Raw genomic sequence first — 17,963 nt, 5'->3', positions numbered from 1 at the left:
TCCTGCTCAGTGAACATTTCGCATTAGAATGGTTACAGATTCTGACGCAAGGACTGCTTCGCAATGTCGTTTGTCACCCCGCCCAACGGCCTGATCTTTGACCTTGAGTGCGTACCGCCCAGTGAGGGAAAACCGGCGCGTATCACATCGATCGGTGCGCTGCGCCCTGATCTTGGTACTGAACTGGAGCTGCCTGTAGCGGCCGACCCTTTGCCTGCATTGCAACGTCTGGACTCACTGAGTAGCGGCGCCAGCTTTGTGCTCGGTCACAATGTCATCAAGCATGACCTGCCACTGTTGAGCGAACAGGCGCCGCACCTGGCCCTGCATGCACTGGCCGTCATCGACACGCTGCGCCTTTCGCCCCTGGCTTTCCCTCAGAATCCTTATCACCGGCTGATCAAGGACTACAAACTCATCCGCGACAGTCTCAACTCACCGTTGTCCGATTGCCGCTCGACCCTGGTGCTGTTCAATGATCAGCGTGCAGCGCTTGCGCAGTTGAACGAGGCCAGTCGCCACGAACTGCTGTGTTATCAGGCGCTGCTGGCACCTGATTCGCAGAGCGATTTGAGCGCGCTGTTCATGGCCATCACTGGCCAGCCAGCCATCCCCTTGGCCGAACTTGGCCCGCTGATCGTGCATGTGCTGCAGGAAACCGATCCTTCGTGGCAACGCGATCTGAAAGTCTGCCGCACACGCCTTGCGCAACTGCTTGATGAAGACCTGCGCAACCGGGATATGCACTGGCCGCTGGCCTATGCACTGGCCTGGTTGCGGGTGTCGGGGGGCAATTCGGTACTGGCACCCTGGGTGCGTCATCAGTTTCCAGCGGTGGGGCGGCTGATTGCACAGTTGCGTGATCAGCCCTGCGGGCAGCGCGATTGTCAGTATTGCCAGACCACCCACAACCCGCGCCATCAATTGCAGTGTTATTTCGGCTTCGCAGACTTTCGTTACGAGACGCCGGGCAAGAGCCTGCAGCACGACATCGTCCTGGCCGGCATGCGCGGGCAGCATGTACTGGCCATCCTGGCGACCGGGGGCGGCAAGTCGCTGTGCTATCAGTTGCCGGCGCTCAATCGCTTTCATCGCAATGGCAGCCTTACGGTGATCGTTTCACCGCTGCAATCGTTGATGAAGGATCAGGTCGACGGTCTGCTGGCGCGCAACGTCCAATGCGCGGCGACCCTCAATGGCCTGCTGAGCATGCCCGAGCGTGCAGACGTCCTGGAGAAGATCCAGATGGGTGATGTCGGCATTGTGCTGGTTTCGCCCGAGCAGTTTCGCAACAAGGCCTTTCGGCGGGCCATTCGCCAGCGCCAGGTCGGTGCCTGGGTGTTCGATGAGGCGCATTGCCTGTCCAAATGGGGCAGCGACTTTCGCCCCGACTACCTCTATGTCTCGCGCTTTATCCGCGAATACACCGGTGATCAGCCACTGGCGCCGATTGGCTGTTTTACGGCCACGGCCAAACCGGATGTGATGGCCGACATTCGCAGTCACTTCAAGGAACAACTGGGCATCGAGTTCGAGCTGTTTGCCGGCAGCCATGAGCGGCGCAACCTGCATTTCGATGTCTTGCCCTGCGTCCGGGCAGAAAAGTGGCCCTACACAGATCGCCTGTTGCATGAGCACCTTGACGCCCAGGCGGGTGGGGCGGTGGTCTTCGTGTCCAGCCGTAAAAGCGCTGAGGAGCTTTCCGGGTTCCTGATCGACCAGGGCTGGTCGTGCCGGCACTTCCACGCCGGCCTTGAGCCCAATACCAAAACCGATATTCAGGACGACTTCAAGGCTGGTCGGCTGCAGATCATTGTCGCCACCAACGCCTTCGGCATGGGAGTGGACAAGGCCGACATCCGGCTGGTCGTGCACGCCGACATCCCCGGCTCGCTGGAAAACTATTTGCAGGAAGCAGGCCGGGCCGGACGTGATCAGGATCAGGCGCGCTGCGTCTTGCTGTATGACGCCCAGGACATCGAGACCCAGTTCGGCCTGAGCGAACGCTCGCGGCTTACCATGCGCGACATCCAACAGATCCTTCGCAAGTTGCGCAGCGAAAGTCACCGGCGCAAAGGCGGCAAGCTGGTGCTGACCGCAGGCGAGATACTCATGGACGAGGCCGTGGAAACCAGCTTTGCAGCCGATGACCGCGACGCCGAAACCAAGGTCGTTACCGCGGTCGCCTGGCTGGAGCGTGGCGATTACCTCAAGCGCGAAGAAAACCACACGCAGATCTTTCCGGCGCGCCTGGAAGTCAGCGCCGAAGAGGCCGACAAGCGTTTGCTGCAGGCCCGGCTGCCGGCCCGGCGGCTTGAGGCGTTTCGTGCCATCCTGCGCTTTCTCTACAGCGCCGGTGCTGACGAGCGGGTCAACACCGACCAGTTGATGGCCCTGACCGGGCTGACCTCGGACGAGGTGGCCTGCGTGCTCAAGCAACTCGAAGAGATGGGCCTGCTGGTCAATGACTCGCAGATCACACTGTATTTGCGTCATGGCATTGCCGGTGCGAGCAGCCAGCGCCTGCACACAACGTTGCAACTGGAAAACGCGCTGTTGCACTGCCTGAGCGAGCAGGCACCGGATGCCGGGCATGGTGATTGGCAGGATCTCAACTTGCTGCCTTTGACCGCCGAACTCAAGGCCGTTACTGACCAGCAGGCGTTGTTGCCGCTGCATGTGCTGCGGCTGTTGCGCAGCCTGGCCCAGGATCATGACAGCGACGGTCAGCAACGTAGTAGTTTCGAGCTGCGTCAGCTCAACCGTGATTACCTCAAGCTGCGGGTCAAGGGCGGTCATACCTGGGCAAAGATCGTGCGTTTTGGCGAAGTGCGCCGCGTCCTGGCCAGTCAGTTTGTCGCATTTCTGGTGGGCAAGCTGCCGCCAGGCTTGCGCGGCGCCGACCTGCTGGTCGAGACCAGTTTCGGCGAACTGGTCAAGGTCATCGAGGCCGATCTGGAGTTGCCGCACCTGATCGCCCCCCACAAGCGGCGCAAAGTGGTCGAGCATGTATTGCTCTACCTGCACCGCCAGGAAGTCCTGACGCTAAACCACGGCATGACGGTCATGCGTCGCGCCATGACCCTGCACATACACAAGGAAGACAAACGCAAGACCTTTCTCAAGGAGGATTACCTGCGTCTTGACGAGCACTACCGTGAAAAGCGCGTCCAGGTGCATGTGATGCGCGAATACGCCGAAGTGGCGCTCAAGGAAATGACGCAGGCATTGCAGCTGGTGCTCCATTACTTCACAGACCCCAGGCAAGCCTTTATCAGGCGCTATTTCCCCGGGCGTGAAGAGGTGCTCAAGCTGGCCACCAGCGAGGGCTCCTGGAAAGCGATTATCGACAGCCTGAGCACCACCCAGAAACTGATCGTTGCCGACGATGACGACCTCAACCGGCTGGTGCTCGCCGGCCCGGGTTCGGGCAAGACGCGGGTCATCGTGCACCGTATCGCCTACCTGCTGCGCGTGCGGCGTGTGCCGCCGACCAGCATCGTGGCGCTGACCTTCAATCGTCATGCCGCCAACGAGATTCGCAAGCGCCTGACCGCCCTGGTCGGCAGCGATGCCTACGGTGTCAGCGTACTGACCTACCACAGTCTGGCCATGCGCCTGACCGGTAGCCGCTTCGAGCGCGGCGACAGTGTCGATGAACCTGCGCTCAGGAAAGTGCTCGACGATGCGGTCCAGTTGCTCGAAGGCAAGCGCAGCATCGAAGGCGAAGACGACCTGCGTGAACAACTGCTGCGTGGCTATCGCTACATTCTGGTCGATGAATACCAGGACATCGACGACTTGCAATACCGCCTGGTCAGTGCGCTGGCCGGACGGCATACCCAGGAGGATGGCCGGCTGTGCATCATGGCCGTGGGCGATGATGACCAGAACATCTATGGCTGGCGCGAAACCAACAACCGTTATATCGAACGGTTTCGCGAAGAGTACGATGCCTCGATCAGCTTTCTGGTCGATAACTATCGCTCCTCGAACGCCATCATCCAGGCCGCCAACGACACCATCGGGCAGAACCCGGCACGGCTGAAAAAGGCTCACCCTATCCGCATCGATCTGGCACGCCAGGCGCATGCCGACGGTGGCGAATGGGCGCATCGCGATACCCAGCGGCACGGCCGGATCCTGCGCCTGTTGCTTGACCGCCATGATTGCGAGCATGGCAATCTGCAGGCACAAGCGGCTCTGCAAGAACTGCAACGCCTGCTGACGCTGGAGCAGGGCACTTGGGATGGCTGCGCCATCCTGGCCCGTACACATCGCTACCTGTGGCCGATCCAGGCCTGGTGCGAGCAGCACGACGTCCCGTTTTTTCTGGCGGCCAACAAGGATACGGTTTTGCCGACCACCCGACAGCGCGGCTTCGTGGCGGTCATCGATTACCTGCGCGGTCTGGATGAGTCGCTTTGCGCCGACGATGCCTGGCAGCACCTGTCGGCCAGGGCCTCGCTGATCGAGGGCGTATGGGCGGGATTTTTCCAGACCGCCTGTGAGCAACTGCAAGGAGAGTTGGGCAGTTGCCAGATCAGCCCCCAGGCTTTGGTCGACTGGCTGTATGACTATGCCCGTCAATTGCGCCAACAGCCGGCCAAAGGCCTGTACCTGGGGACAATTCATTCGGCCAAGGGCCTGGAATTTCGCCATGTGACGGTACTCGACGGTGGCTGGAGCCGGCAGGCCGACACGCTATGCGATGAACGCCGTCTGTACTACGTCGGCATGACCCGTGCCGAACAGACCCTGACCCTGTGCGAGTTCGCCGACGGCAATCCGTTCAGCCCGGCGTTGACTCACGAGGTGCAATTGCGTCGCGTGCAAGCTGTTTATTGCCCGGCCCTCGAAAAGCGCTTCGAGCCCATGGCGCTGGGCGATATCGACATAGGTTTTGCCGGGCGCCAGTGCGCCGAAGCGCCGATACACCAGGCCCTGGGCCGGCTTGGCGAGGGCGATCCGCTGACCTTCAGGCGTGAGGCCGAACGGTTTGTGTTTGTCGATCGTCATGGCAATGTCGTAGGCAGGACTGCCAGGTCATTTCAGCCACACGCAGGCTTTGACGAGTGCGAGGTGGCGGCCGTGCTGGTGCGCTTTGCGCAGGACAGCGAAGCGCAGTACCGGGATTTCAGCCGGTGCGAGCGGTGGGAAGTGGTCGTCCCCAGGAGGAGGGTGGGGGGGCACAAATCCTGAGTAGCCAGACTCGGCCGATTGCAGCAAAAAGGCCAGCTCATGGGCTGGCCTGGCGGCCTTGAACGACAAGCGACGTACCTGCCGTTCAAGCGCAGTACCGGCGTGGGCGTTTATTCCATCGCCTCGGCCACGCCCTGATCCTCTCCCAGAAACCCGCCACTCTGGTGCTGCCACAGCCGTGCATAGATACCGTTCTTCGCCAGCAGCTCGGCGTGGGTGCCTTGTTCGATGATGCGCCCGTCATCCATGACAATAAGCCGGTCCATGGCGGCAATGGTCGACAAGCGGTGAGCGATGGCAATGACCGTCTTGCCTTCCATCATGCCGTTGAGGCTTTCCTGGATGGCCACCTCGACTTCCGAGTCCAGCGCACTGGTGGCCTCGTCCAGCAGCAGGATCGGCGCGTTCTTGAGCATGACCCGGGCAATGGCGATACGCTGGCGCTGGCCACCGGACAGCTTGATCCCGCGTTCGCCCACCAGCGTGTCGTAGCCGGAGTGGCCCTGCTTGTCGCTCAACTGGCTGATGAAACCATCGGCCTGGGCACTGGCGGCAGCGCTGCGGATCTGCTCGTCGGTCGCCTCGGGACGGCCGTAGGCGATGTTGTCGCGGATGGAGCGGTGCAGCAGGGAGGTGTCCTGGGTCACCATGCCGATGGCGCTGCGCAGGCTGTCTTGCGTGACCTGCGCGATGTTCTGCCCGTCGATGCGAATTGCGCCGCTGTCGACGTCGTAAAAGCGCAGCAACAGGTTGATCAGCGTCGACTTGCCGGCACCGGAGCGGCCTACCAGGCCGATTTTCTCGCCGGCGCGAATATCCAGGTTCAGGCCTGAGAGCACCTGGCGCTCGCCGTTGTAGTTGAAGCTCACATTGTCGAACGTCACCGCACCGCCGGAAGTGACCAGCGCGCTCGCGTCCGGTGCATCCTGCACCTTGGGGCCGCGGGTCAGGGTTTCCATGCCGTCCTGCACTGTGCCGATGTTCTCGAACAGCGACGTCATCTGCCACATGATCCAGTGCGACATGCCATTGATGCGCAGCGCCATGGCGGTGATGGCCGCCACCGCCCCGGTGCCGACTTCGCCCTGGTGCCACAGCCACAAGGCATAGCCGCCGGCGCCCATGATCAGCGCGACCACCAGCGCCTGGTTGACGATCTCGAACTGGCTGACCAGGCGCATCTGGCGAAAGCCGGTCTGCTTGAAATCCTCCATCGCGGCACGGGCAAAATGCGCCTCGCGCTTGGAGTGCGAGAACAGTTTTACCGTGGTGATGTTGGTATAAGCGTCCGAAATACGCCCGGTCATTGAGGAGCGCGCGTTGGCCTGTTCCTGCCCGACCTTGCCCAGGCGCGGGACGAAATAGCGCATGGCCAGCCCGAACAGCACGACCCAGGCCAGGAAAGGCAGCATCAGCTTCAGGTCGAAGCCGCCGGCCAGGGCAATGATCGCAATGAAGTACACGCCGATCCCGAGCACAATCTCGATCAGGGTGAACAGCACCTCGCGCACCGACAGCGCCGTCTGCATGACCTTGGTCGTGACCCGGCCGGAGAACTCGTCGGAAAAGAACGAAAGGCTCTGGCGCAGCATCAGGCGATGGAAATCCCAGCGCAGCCGCAACGGCAGGTTGATCGCCAGGATCTGGTGCTGGACCATGGTGCGCAGCGCCACCAGCACAATGCTGACCACCAGGACGATGCCGATGCCCCAGAGTACGCGGCTTTCCTGTCCGGCCGTATCACCACCGGCTTGCCAGGTCGACAACAGGTCCACGACCTGGCCGAGGAAGGAAAACAGCCAGGCTTCGTAAATCGACACGCCGGCACTGAGCAGGGCAAACGCCAGAATGTAGCCACGCGCACCGCGCGTGCACGCCCACAAAAAGCGCGCCATGCCTTCGGGCGGCGGCGGCGCCTCGTCGGGCGGAAAAGGGTCAAGCTTGCGTTCAAATGCTCCCAGCATGAGGGTCTCCAGAATGATCAGGTCAAGGCAATTGTGCCATCGAACGGGGAAGGGCAGAGCCAGGGGCCGGTGGATCTGACTGTCTTCGGCAGGCGTTCAGCCTGGAAGATCAACGCACCGGCCTCGGGTCAGTGCTTGAAACGTCAGCCCGGCAGGGCGCGCGTTCCAGAGGTCGGCAATCTTGACAGCTTGGGGCGCGTTATTGCTGCAAGGGTGCCCAGGATTTGGTTGCACGGTGTTTTCAAGTGGGCCTGATGGTCTGCAGTACCCTGCGCTGTACAGTTTGCCCGCCATATCGCTGTCGACACCTTGTGGGAGGCGGCTTGCCGGCGAAGAGGTCAGTCAGTCCGACCTATCCATTGCGCCTGGACCGCCGTCTTCGCGGGCAGATTGGGGCGCCGAGCGGCCTCTCCCATAGCTGATTGCGGCGCGCCTGACGGGTGGCATGAACCCTTGAGGTCCTGTTATTCAGGCCATGCCTTCAAATACTGGCCAGTCATCACTCCCCCCGCCTGATCGCCCCCATCCGGCGATTGATCGCCGTATCGAACACATCTTCCAGCCTCTGCAGATCCTCTGGCGTAATCGCCAGCCCGCAGGCCAGTCCTCGGGTAAAGCCCTCGGCGACGCCAGCCAGTTGGGACATTTCCAGCAGGCCTTCGGCCTGTTCGATCTCGGCCAGTATTTTGAGTGCTTCATTCCTCGCGGTGTCGGTCATCACGACGTCAGCCATCGACATGGGATTCACCTTGTGTTCGGGTTCAACAAGAGCCTAACAGCAATTGCCCGGTCCAGCGCCGACAGCGCCTTGCTCAAGCCGTGTGGACACTGCAAAAGCCTGTATTCCTGACCCGGTCGTCAATTTATTTCGAACTTTTTACACACCCTGCGCCTCATAGTGGTGCGTTTATCCAACCCCTCAGTCATGGAGACTTTTCAGACATGTCCACGCGCAAACTGCTACGTCACACCTGCATCCTGGCCCTGCTGGGTGCACCTCTGGCTGCCGTAGCTGCGCCCAGCACCGATCCGCTGTTTACCTTTGGCCTGCTGGGCAGCTACGACAAATTCAAGTTCGAAGGTGGCGATGAGTCCGACACCGACCACCTGGGTCAGGGCGGCGTGTTTGCCAACTTCGGTAACAAGATGACCGCCGAGTCGGGCTTCGTGTACCAGATTGGCGGCCAGGCCAAGTACGGCGAGAAAAACGACAACAAGCTCAAGGAAGCCCAGGCCGACCTGGACCTGGGCTGGCGTGCAGCGCTGGACGCTCGCAACTTCGTCGATGTGATCGTGGGCGGTGGCTACAGCTGGTCGCGCTTTGAGCCGGCGATCAATGGCGTCGATGTCGAGCTGACCAACAAGTCGCCGTTCGCCAAGGCCGCGCTGGGCTACAACCACCAGTTCGACACCTCGACCCTGCGTGTCGAGCTGGGCGCCCGTCGCACCCTCGATGGCCGTGCCAAGCTGGATGTCGAAGATTTCGGCAACGACAGCGTCGACCTCAAGGACCGTACCAACCCATACGCCGAAGTCAGCCTGTTGATGAACCAGAAAGGCGACCTGCCGATCCAGGCCGGCGTGTACTACACCCGTACCGAATACAAGCTGGACGGCGATTCGGAGGTGGCTGACAACACCAAGCTCAAGCGCGATGAGTTTGGCGTCAAGGTCGGCATGGCATTCTGATTGCCCTGACCTGACCGGTAACAGCAAAAAGCGGATCGTGTTGAACACGGTCCGCTTTTTTCGTTTATCCCCTCAGCCTGCTCAACTGCCCTTGAGCGGGTTGAAGGCGTCCTGGAAGAAATAATCCTGCCACGAAGCCGGTTTGTGCTTGATCGCGCCGACACGGTGCAGGAACTCGGCCAGCGGATAGGTGTTCCTGGGTGTAATGGTGAACTGGAACTCAGGTTTGTCGATGATCTGCAGCAGCTCGGCGCGGTCGATTTTTGACTGGGTCACACGGATGTAGGTGTCGGCAGCTGCACCAATGTCGTTCTTGATAAACGTCTCGGCTTCGCTCAACGCCTCGATGAACGCCTTATAGGTCTTGGGGTTCTCGGCGCGGAATTTCTCGGTGGCAAACAAGACGGTCGGCGAGTTCGGGCCAAGCAGCTTGTAGGTGTCGAGCACCACGTGCACGTTCGGGTTTTTCAGGGCCTGGTCCTGGAAGGGCGGGTTGGAGAAATGGCCGGTCAGCTCGGTGCCGCCGGCGACCAGGCTGGCCGTGGCGTCCGGGTGCGGCAGGCTGACGGTGTACTTGTCCAGGCGATTGAATTCCTTGTCGCCCCACAGCTGGGCGGCGGCGTATTGCAGGTAGCGCGACTGCACCGACACACCCACGGCCGGCACGGCGATACGGTCCTTTTCGGTGAAATCGGCGATGGTCTTGACGTTCGGGTTATTGCTCACCAGGTAGTACGGAAAATTGCCCAGCGACGCGACCGCCTTGACGTTCTGCCGGTCCTTGGTGCGGTCCCAGATGGTCAGCAACGGGCCGACGCCGGCACCGGCGATGTCGATCGAGCCGGACAGCAGCGCATCGTTGACCGCAGAACCCCCTGACAACTGTGTCCAGTCGACCTTGATGTCCAGGCCGTCGGCCTTGCCGTGTTTCTCGATCAGGTGCTGGTCGCGCACCACATTGAGCAGCAGGTAGACAATGCCGAACTGTTCGGCAATGCGAATCTCACCCTCGGCCTGAGCGGTCGCCGGGGCCATGAGCGCGCCGGCCAGCAGGCTGGTGCACAGGCCCAGGGCAGTGGCCAGGCGGCTGAGACGCGGGAAAAAACGAGTAGGTTGAGTCATGCAGGCTCCAAGGTCTGTCGAGGATGGCATTTATGGTATGGATCATATGGGAATTAAAAAATAAATTTAAATACCTTAAATGAATATGCATAAACCAGATGCCACGTCGCCTTTTTATGCCTTTAACTAATTAATAAGTTGTTCATTAATTACCATTATTAATATTAGGTTATGCCAATAAAGAATTTCACAGCGACCTGACCTGCGCTTATGTTCTAGCCACGGCCGCCGGGCAGCGTCTTTTTCGTTGCGTACGGGCCGGCAGGGATAGCGCAATTGCCTGGCAGGACGCCAGGCCTCTTTTTCGATGCGCAGGCCTTGCGCCTGCGCACGCTCAACCCGACCCCTCGCACGGTGGAGGAGAGCTGTCAGCACCATCATGCGAGGGTTCCCAGCGATGAATACCTGATTCCATCCCCCACGCGTCGGTCTTGCACCGCGCCCCCGGTTTGCACCGTGAATCCGACCTGAGCCCTGCACGACGCCCAGCGCCCGCGTTCGCCCTGACTATCGCTCGCCAAGACGAGCATCAGCCCGAGTATCCGGCATGAGCCACACCCCCGCGTATTCCAACAGCCTGCTGAAACTGCCCCACGCCAACAACCGTTTGCAGCTCGAAGCGGTGCCTCGTCACCAGGACCCGCTGCAAGAACGCCTGCACCGCAAACAGCGCCTGGCCGCGTCCTATCGCCTGTTTGCCCGCTACGGTTTCGAAGTCGGCCTGGCCGGGCATTTCACCGCCCGTGACCCTCTTGAACCCGAGCATTACTGGATCAACCCGCTGGGCGTGCCGTTTTCGCAGATCACGGTTTCCCACCTGTTGCGCGTCAATCGCCAAGGGCAGGTGGTAGAGGGCGAGGGCTTGCTCAACACCAGCGCGCTGGAACTGCACGACGGCATTCAGCAGGCGCGCCCCGAAGTGGTCGGCATCGCCCACCTGCATGGCTTTCATGGCCGCACCTGGTCGGCACTGGGCCAACTGTTCGACCCCATCACAGCCGAGTCCGGGGCCTTTATCGAGGATCAGGCGATCTTTCCTCGGCATGACCTGCGCACCCCCGAGGGCCGGCTGGACAACGACCGCGACCGCGTCACAGCCGCGTTCGTCGACAGCTTTGCTGGCAACAACCTGCTGTTCTGGCAGAACCACGGGGTCTGGACTACTGGCGAGAGTGTCGAAAGTGCCGCCTGGCGTTTCATCCTGGCCGAAGACGTGGCGCGCTCGCACCTGCTGGCCCGTGCCGCTGGGGTGCCGGTGGTGCCGCCGGTCGACCCGCTCACCGCCCAGGGCCGGGCGCGTGGCGAACTGTTCGCCTGGCTCAATTTCCAGCCGTTGTGGGACGAGATCATTGCCCTGCAACCTGACCTGCTGGCGTGAGGCGATGACTGTCCTGACACGACGCCGCCTGCTTGGTGCCAGCGCCACCCTGGCCGCTGGCGGCCTGCTTGCACCGGTGCTGACGCAGGCCGCCGAGCCGCTGCGCGTCTGGCGCTACAAGGGCTCGGCCGCTTCGTACATGAGCCTGGCCGGCCAGGCCGACACACCTTACCCGGTGCAATGGGTCGACATCGCCGGCGGCACCCTCGTCCTTGAAGCCCTGCGCAGCGGCAGCCTGGATTACACGCAGATGAGCGAAGTGCCGCCGGTTTTTGCGGCCATCGCCCAGGTGCCGTTGGCGGTGGTCGCCGTGCTGCCCGGTGCGCGCCAGGACATTGGCCTGATCGTGTCACGCACGGCCGGCATCGAGCGAGTCAGCGATCTCAAGGGCCGCAGCGTCAGCTACGTGCGCGGCACCAACAACCAGTATTACCTGATCGACCTGCTCAACCGTGCGGGTCTGAGCCTGAGCGACATCCAGCCGGTGCCCATGCCCATGCAGGAAGCGCTGATCGCCTTTCGCAGCGGTCATGTCGACGCCTTGGTGGCCGGCGGCATCAGCGCCTTGCAGGCCACCGCCGAGCAAGGCGTGCGCCTGGAAAACGCCAGCCTGTTTCTGGGCAACACCCTGATCGCGGCGCGCCACGGGGCGCTGGAGGATACAGTCAAGCGCGCGCAGATCGGTGATTTTCTGCGCCGCGAGCGGGCCACCTGGACCTGGGTGGCGACCCATCCGCAGGTCTGGGCCGAGCACAGCGCCAGCCTGACCGGCATCGCCGCCGATCTCTACCTGCGCCAGTTCCGCGAGCGCGACCGGCCCGTGAGCCTGGAAGCGATCAGCGAACCGGCTATCCGTTCGGCACAGCACGTTGCCGACACCTTTTTCGAAAACCGTCTGGTCCGTCAGCGCGTCGATGTACGCCCGTTGTGGCAAGACGACTTCAAACCCTTTCTGGAAGCCTGACCTGCCATGAAATACCTTTCCCTCAATACGCCTCTGGCGCTGACGCCTTTGCTGCTGGCCGGCTTCGCCTTGCAGCCGTTGTACGCCGCACCCGAGGCCCCCGAAAGCCTGGAAACCGTGGTCGTCACCGGTTCGCGTGGCAGCGAAGCACGCACCGTCACCAGCAGCCCGGCACCGATCGACGTGGTCAGTGGTGCGCAACTGGAAAAGACCGGCTCCGCCAGCCTGCGCGGCGCCCTGGAAAAAGCCCTGCCGTCCTTCAGCCAGCGGCCTTCGGGCAGCTCCAACGACAGCATTGCCAGGCCCTACAGCCTGCGCGGCCTGAACGGTTCCAACGTGCTGGTGCTGGTCAATGGCAAGCGCCGCCATAACAGCTCGGTGATCAACCTCGACTCGTCCTCGGCCTACGGCACCAACCCGGTGGACTTGGACCTGATTCCGGTCAGCGCCATCGACCATGTCGAAGTGCTGCGCGACGGTGCCTCGGCGCAGTACGGCTCGGACGCCATTGCCGGGGTGATCAATATCATTCTCAAGCAGACCGACCACGGCGGCTCGGCCAGCACCCAGTACGGCGAATACTACGAAGGCGGCGACGGCGGCACGATCCGCTCGGCGGTCAATTCGGGTTTTGCGCTGCCCAATGACGGCTTCCTGAACATTTCGGTCGACGCCAAGTCGCAGCAGACTGCCGTGCGCTCGCGCGATGCCACCGGCAACCTGTATTTCCCTGGCGATGCCCGCGAGGCCGGTGCCGACCGCCAGGTGCAGCGCAACGGCCTGCCCAAGATCAAGGGCTACAACCTGGCGTACAACGCCGAGCTGCCGATCAACGACGATCTGGCCCTGTACTCGTTCAGCACCTACAGCCAGCGCCAGGCCCGGGGCGGGCAGAACTATCGCCGGCCGAACTCGACCAACATCATTCCCGAGATCTACCCGGACGGCACCGCGCCGTTCTATACCCTCGACGAAACCGACTTTCAGGCCGCCGCCGGTGCCAAGGGCCTGGTCGCCGGCTGGGACTGGGACCTGAGTTCGACCTTTGGCCGGGCCCGATCCCTGGCCGGCTCCGACGAAAGCCTCAATGCCTCGCTGGGTCCGGCCAGCCCGACCCGTTTCGACAGCTACACCAACACCTTCGACCAGTGGACCAACAACCTGGACCTGACCCGCGCCTTCGATGTCGGCCTGGCCAAGCCGCTGCAAGTGTCCTGGGGCGCCGAGCATCGCCACGAGCGCTACAAGACCGAGTCAGAGGACGTCGAAGCCTGGATCAACGGCGGCTACATCTACCCCAGCGGCCCGCTGGCCGGTCAGCCGGCGGCGGTGGGCGCCCAGGGCGCAATCACCCTGACCCCGGAAGACGCGGCCCAGGCCAGCCGCAACAGCTACGCCACCTACCTGGACCTGGGCGTCAACCCGACCGAGAAGTTGTATCTGGGCCTGGCCGGGCGCTTCGAGAAATACGATGACAGCGCCGGCAACACGGCCAGCGGCAAGGTCTCGGCGCGCTATGACTTCACCCCCGAGTTCGCCCTGCGCGGCACCCTGAGCAACGGCTTTCGTGCGCCTTCGCTGTCACAGTCGGCCTATGCCCAGACCTCCAACCAGTACACCACGGTCAATGGCGTCTCGCAGTTCGTCGAGGCCAAGACCGCCCGGGTCGACTCGCCGCTGGCCCGCGCCCTGGGCGCTGAAGACCTGGAACCGGAAAAGTCGCGCAATATCAGCCTGGGCCTGACCTGGAAGCCCTTGCCCCAGGCCAACGTGACGCTGGATGCCTACCAGATCGAGATCAAGGACCGCATCGCCCTGACCGGCTTCCTGTTCGGCAGCGGCGTCAACCAGATTCTGCAGCAGCAGGGCTACACGCCCGGCTACCGGGTCAAGTACTTCACCAATGCCGCCGACACCACCACCCGTGGCCTCGACCTGGTGACCGATTACCGGGTCGACTACGGCCGCTTCGGCTCGGTGAAGTACGGCGTGGCGTTCAACTACAACAAGACCGAGCTGGACAGCATCAAGTCCACCCCCGGTGCCCTGGCCGGCAGCGGCCTTGAGTTGTTCGACCGCGTGGCCCAGAGCTACCTGACCGTGGCCAACCCCAAGACCAAGCTGATCCTCAGCGGCCAGTGGAAGATCGACCGCTTCGACATCAACCTGGGCGTAACCCGCTACGACAAAGTCATTGCCCGCGATGCGAACCCCAACTACGACGCCACCTTCGGCGCCAAGTGGATCACCGACCTGGAAGTGGCCTACGCGGTCACCGACCAGCTCGGCCTGGCGGTGGGGGCCAACAACCTGTTCGACGTGCGCGCCGACAACAACGGCTACCCGGCCGGTGACGTCAATGGCTTTCCAAAATTCGGCAGCATCTCGCCGTTCAATCCCTATGGCGGCTTCTGGTACACCCGCCTGAGTTATGACTTCTGATCTTTAACCGCTGCGTCTGGCCGCAGGCGCTGCTTCCCGGCTGAAGCCGGTCCTGCGGCCTGGGGTCAATATCAATAATTGGGTGAGCATGTTCATGAGCACGACAGACAATAAAATCCCGGAGCGGCAACTGCTGCTCGGCGCCTTCATTCCCAGCGCCGGAATCATGGGTGCCAGTTGGCGGCATGCCAGTGCAGCGCCTGATTCGTTCAGCGACTTCGGGCATTTCCAGTGGATTGCCCAGACGCTGGAGGCGGCGCGCTTTCACGCGGTGTTCTTCAACGACACGGTCAATGTCGACGCCGACCTGGAGGTGCTCGAACGCGGCCCCAACAGCGTGCGCTGGGACCCGCTGGTGCTGCTGCCGGCGCTGGCGGTGGTCACTCGCCATATCGGCCTGATCGGCACCGCCAGCACCACGTATAACGACCCGTACAACATTGCCCGCAAGCTGGCCAATATCGATCATTTGAGCGGCGGTCGGGTCGGCTGGAACCTGGTGACTTCATTGGGCGGCGGCGAGAACTTCAACCTTGATGCGCATGTGCTGCATGCCGACCGCTACGAGCGCGCCGAAGAGTTCTACGACGTGGTCACCGGGCTCTGGGACAGCTACGAACACGGCGCCTTCGTTCAGGACAAGGCCAGCGGGCGTTTTCTCGACACCGCCAAGCTGCATGTGCTCAACCACCACGGCAAGCACTTCCAGGTGCGCGGCCCGCTCAATGCGCCGCGCCCGCTGCAGGGCTACCCGGTGATTGCCCAGGCAGGTTCCTCGGACTCCGGCCGGGCGCTGGCGGCCCGGGCCGGCGAGCTGATCTTTACCGCCCAGCACACGATCGAACAGGGCCAGGCGTTCTACCGGCAGACCAAGGAGCAGGCGGCAAAATTTGGTCGCCACCCCGAGCACTTGAAAATCCTGCCCGGTGTCTCGCCGGTGGTCGGCAAAACCCAGGCCGAGGCCCAGGCACGCTATGACCAGTTGCAGCAATTGCTGGAGCCCAAGACCTTCCTGCGCAGCATTTCGCGCTTCGCCAGCCTGGGCTTCGATCTGTCTGAGCTGCCGTTCGACGAGGTGGTGCCGCTGCCGCCCGAGCAGTTCGACACCAACACCCACAAGAGCCGCCAGAAACTGGTGTTCGACCTGATCCGCCGAGAGCGGCCTACGGTGCGCGAGCTGTTCAACAAGCTGACGGCCGGCGGGCACCGGATCCTGATCGGCACCCCGCAAAGCATCGCCGATGACCTGCAAGGCTGGTTCGAGGCAGGCGCCGCCGATGGCTTCAACGTGATGTTCTCCGGCCTGCACGAAGGCGTTGCCGCCTTCGCCAGCGGCGTGGTGCCGGAGCTGCAACGGCGTGGGTTGTTCCGCCGCGAGTACCAGGGCGCGACCCTGCGTGAAAACCTCGGCCTGCCGTACATCGCCAACCGCAAAGCCACCGGAAGTGCCGCATGAGCCGGCCTTTGAACCGCGGTTTCAAGCCCGCGGCCCTGGGCCTGGCGCTGCTGGTGCTGGCCGGGTGTGGCGAGTCGTCGGCGCCCGTCGTCCAGGCCGCTGCCGGCACGCCGGTGGCGGGAGGCGTGCTCAAGGTTGCACTCGATGGCGACCCCAACTGCGTCGACCCGCACCAGGCTGGCAACAACACGGCGCTCAATGTCGGCCGGCAACTGGTTGACTCGCTGACCGACCAGGATCCCGACAGCGGTGAGATCGTGCCGTGGCTGGCCACGCGCTGGGAAGTGGATGCCGAGTCGCGCCGCTTTACCTTTCATCTGCGCGAAGGCGTCACCTTCAGCGATGGCACAGCGGTCGATGCGCAGGCGGTGAAAGCCAACTTCGAGCAGATCCTGGCCCTGGGCGCCCGTTCGATCCTGGGCGCGACCTACCTGGCCGGGCTCAAGGGCATCGAGACTCCCGATCCGCTGACCGTGGTGGTCGCCTTCGACCAACCCAACGCGCAGTTCCTGCAAGCCACCTCGACCATGAGCCTGGGCCTGCTGGCCAACGCGACCCTGGCCAGCAGCCCGGCCGACCGTTGCCAAGGCCGGTTGATCGGCAGCGGGCCGTTCAAGCTTGAGCGCTTCGTGCACAACCAGACCCTCAGCCTGTCGCGCCGTGATGACTACCACTGGGCCTCGTCACTGGCCACCCACAGTGGCAAGGCCTGGCTGGCCGGCATCGAATTTCTGATCGTGCCCGAATCCGGCGTGCGCCTGGGCAGCCTGGTGTCCGGGCAGATCGACGTCGACACCGCGGTGGTGGCGCAGAACGAGAAAACCCTTGAGTCTCAAGGCCTGCCGCTGTTGGCCCGCGCCAATCCCGGTGTGGTCTTCAACCTGACCCCGGACCTGAGCCGCGCACCCTATACCGACGTGCGTGTGCGCCAGGCGCTGGTCAAGGCCATCGACCGTGAGCAACTGCGCAGCATCATTTCCCGTTATCAACGGCCCGCCACGGCATTACTGGCCAGCAGCACGCCGCACTACAAGGACCTCTCGGCCTTGCTGGCCTTTGACCCGGAAGGTGCCAGGGCGCTGCTCGACGCGGCCGGCTGGCAGCCGGGTGCCGACGGTGTCCGGGTCAAGGATGGCCAGCGCCTGAGCCTGCGGGTGGACTACTGGCAGAACACGCCCATCCTGGAACTGGTCCAGCAGCAACTCAAAGGCGTGGGCGTCGAGCTGCACCTGAACCGCACCACCATCAGCCAGGTCGCGGCCTTGCAGGCCAGTGGCGACATCAGCCTGTACTTCTACAACCTGACCCGGGCCGACCCGGACGTACTGCGCACGCTGTTCCATGTCAGCGGCCGCAACTACGGCAAGCGTCAGCGTGATGCCCTGGATGACAGGCTCGAAGCCAGCGCCGCGACCCTGGACCCGGTGGTACGCCAGCAACGTGTCGATGCAATCAGCCGCGAGCTGATCGAGCAGGGCCATGCCATTGCGCTGGTCGAGCTGGCCACGGTAATTGCCCACGGCAAGCGCGTTAATGGCCTGCATTTCGAGGCCTCGTCGCGTTTGCAGTTTTTCGATACGTGGCTGGAAAAACAATAACGTTTCAGACAATGCCTCTGGCCCGTAGGAGCGCGCTTGCCCGCGACCGGCTGCGCAGCAGTCGTAAATTTTCAGCGTTTCGCAGATTTTGGATGTGTTCACAGCCATAAATCTGTGGCGTTTCGCAGATTTTACGACTGCTGCGCAG

General features: G+C 62.7%; 10 protein-coding genes. 7 read left to right on the top strand and 3 right to left on the bottom strand.

Features of this window, described 5'->3' with window-relative positions; all coding sequences use genetic code 11:
• Positions 1-63: 63 nt before the first annotated feature.
• A complete protein-coding gene (locus DGA31_RS08650) occupies positions 64-5,202 on the top strand; it encodes a RecQ family ATP-dependent DNA helicase (RefSeq protein ID WP_109512249.1) in 5,139 nt (1,712 codons plus the stop codon).
• Between the two features lie 110 nt (positions 5,203-5,312).
• Here DGA31_RS08650 and DGA31_RS08645 read toward each other — a convergent pair whose 3' ends face one another.
• On the bottom strand, positions 5,313-7,166 hold the full coding sequence (locus DGA31_RS08645; protein WP_056839900.1) for an ABC transporter ATP-binding protein: 1,854 nt from the start codon (positions 7,164-7,166) through the stop codon (positions 5,313-5,315).
• A gap of 499 nt (positions 7,167-7,665) precedes the next feature.
• Positions 7,666-7,905 (bottom strand): hypothetical protein, encoded by a 240-nt coding sequence (locus tag DGA31_RS08640; RefSeq protein ID WP_056839899.1) that lies wholly within the window; start codon positions 7,903-7,905, stop codon positions 7,666-7,668.
• A 203-nt stretch (positions 7,906-8,108) separates the two neighbouring features.
• Here DGA31_RS08640 and DGA31_RS08635 point away from each other — a divergent pair, with 203 nt between their 5' ends.
• Entirely contained in the window at positions 8,109-8,855 is a 747-nt protein-coding gene (locus DGA31_RS08635) for an outer membrane beta-barrel protein (RefSeq protein WP_109512248.1), read from the top strand.
• Between the two features lie 81 nt (positions 8,856-8,936).
• Here the strand turns inward: DGA31_RS08635 and DGA31_RS08630 are convergent, their stop codons facing one another.
• A complete protein-coding gene (locus DGA31_RS08630; RefSeq protein ID WP_109512247.1) occupies positions 8,937-9,977 on the bottom strand; it encodes an ABC transporter substrate-binding protein in 1,041 nt (346 codons plus the stop codon).
• A gap of 547 nt (positions 9,978-10,524) precedes the next feature.
• On the opposite strand from DGA31_RS08630, the gene DGA31_RS08625 reads away from it, so the two are divergent.
• The 5 genes from DGA31_RS08625 to DGA31_RS08605 all read left to right on the top strand — a co-directional run bounded on the left by DGA31_RS08625 (position 10,525) and on the right by DGA31_RS08605 (position 17,815).
• Positions 10,525-11,355, top strand: a complete 831-nt coding sequence (locus DGA31_RS08625) for a class II aldolase/adducin family protein (protein WP_109512246.1) — start codon at positions 10,525-10,527, stop codon at positions 11,353-11,355.
• A gap of 4 nt (positions 11,356-11,359) precedes the next feature.
• Positions 11,360-12,319: an ABC transporter substrate-binding protein gene (locus DGA31_RS08620; protein WP_109512245.1), complete on the top strand. Its 960-nt coding sequence runs from the start codon at positions 11,360-11,362 to the stop codon at positions 12,317-12,319.
• A gap of 6 nt (positions 12,320-12,325) precedes the next feature.
• Positions 12,326-14,761, top strand: a complete 2,436-nt coding sequence (locus DGA31_RS08615; protein ID WP_109512244.1) for a TonB-dependent receptor plug domain-containing protein — start codon at positions 12,326-12,328, stop codon at positions 14,759-14,761.
• A 94-nt stretch (positions 14,762-14,855) separates the two neighbouring features.
• A complete protein-coding gene (locus tag DGA31_RS08610) occupies positions 14,856-16,217 on the top strand; it encodes an LLM class flavin-dependent oxidoreductase (RefSeq protein WP_109512430.1) in 1,362 nt (453 codons plus the stop codon).
• The gene (locus tag DGA31_RS08605; RefSeq protein ID WP_109512243.1) at positions 16,214-17,815 is read left to right on the top strand and encodes an ABC transporter substrate-binding protein; all 1,602 of its coding nucleotides are present in this window, start codon (positions 16,214-16,216) and stop codon (positions 17,813-17,815) included. Before DGA31_RS08610 ends, DGA31_RS08605 begins: the two co-directional genes overlap by 4 nt.
• Positions 17,816-17,963: the final 148 nt, after the last annotated feature.

This window comes from Pseudomonas ovata (assembly GCF_003131185.1).
In the GTDB taxonomy this organism is placed as follows: domain Bacteria; phylum Pseudomonadota; class Gammaproteobacteria; order Pseudomonadales; family Pseudomonadaceae; genus Aquipseudomonas; species Aquipseudomonas ovata.
Note: the sequence above shows the minus strand (reverse complement) of the source record. Positions and strands in the feature narration are given on the sequence as shown.

Excerpts from the sequence above, each read along its gene's own strand:
- DGA31_RS08605 (WP_109512243.1), top strand. The coding sequence starts at position 16,214 with ATGAGCCGGCCTTTGAACCGCGGTTTCAAGCCCGCGGCCCTGGGCCTG.
- DGA31_RS08610 (WP_109512430.1), top strand. The coding sequence starts at position 14,856 with ATGAGCACGACAGACAATAAAATCCCGGAGCGGCAACTGCTGCTCGGC.
- DGA31_RS08640 (WP_056839899.1), bottom strand. The coding sequence starts at position 7,905 with ATGTCGATGGCTGACGTCGTGATGACCGACACCGCGAGGAATGAAGCA.
- DGA31_RS08620 (WP_109512245.1), top strand. The coding sequence starts at position 11,360 with ATGACTGTCCTGACACGACGCCGCCTGCTTGGTGCCAGCGCCACCCTG.
- DGA31_RS08645 (WP_056839900.1), bottom strand. The coding sequence starts at position 7,166 with ATGCTGGGAGCATTTGAACGCAAGCTTGACCCTTTTCCGCCCGACGAG.
- DGA31_RS08650 (WP_109512249.1), top strand. The coding sequence starts at position 64 with ATGTCGTTTGTCACCCCGCCCAACGGCCTGATCTTTGACCTTGAGTGC.
- DGA31_RS08635 (WP_109512248.1), top strand. The coding sequence starts at position 8,109 with ATGTCCACGCGCAAACTGCTACGTCACACCTGCATCCTGGCCCTGCTG.
- DGA31_RS08625 (WP_109512246.1), top strand. The coding sequence starts at position 10,525 with ATGAGCCACACCCCCGCGTATTCCAACAGCCTGCTGAAACTGCCCCAC.
- DGA31_RS08615 (WP_109512244.1), top strand. The coding sequence starts at position 12,326 with ATGAAATACCTTTCCCTCAATACGCCTCTGGCGCTGACGCCTTTGCTG.
- DGA31_RS08630 (WP_109512247.1), bottom strand. The coding sequence starts at position 9,977 with ATGACTCAACCTACTCGTTTTTTCCCGCGTCTCAGCCGCCTGGCCACT.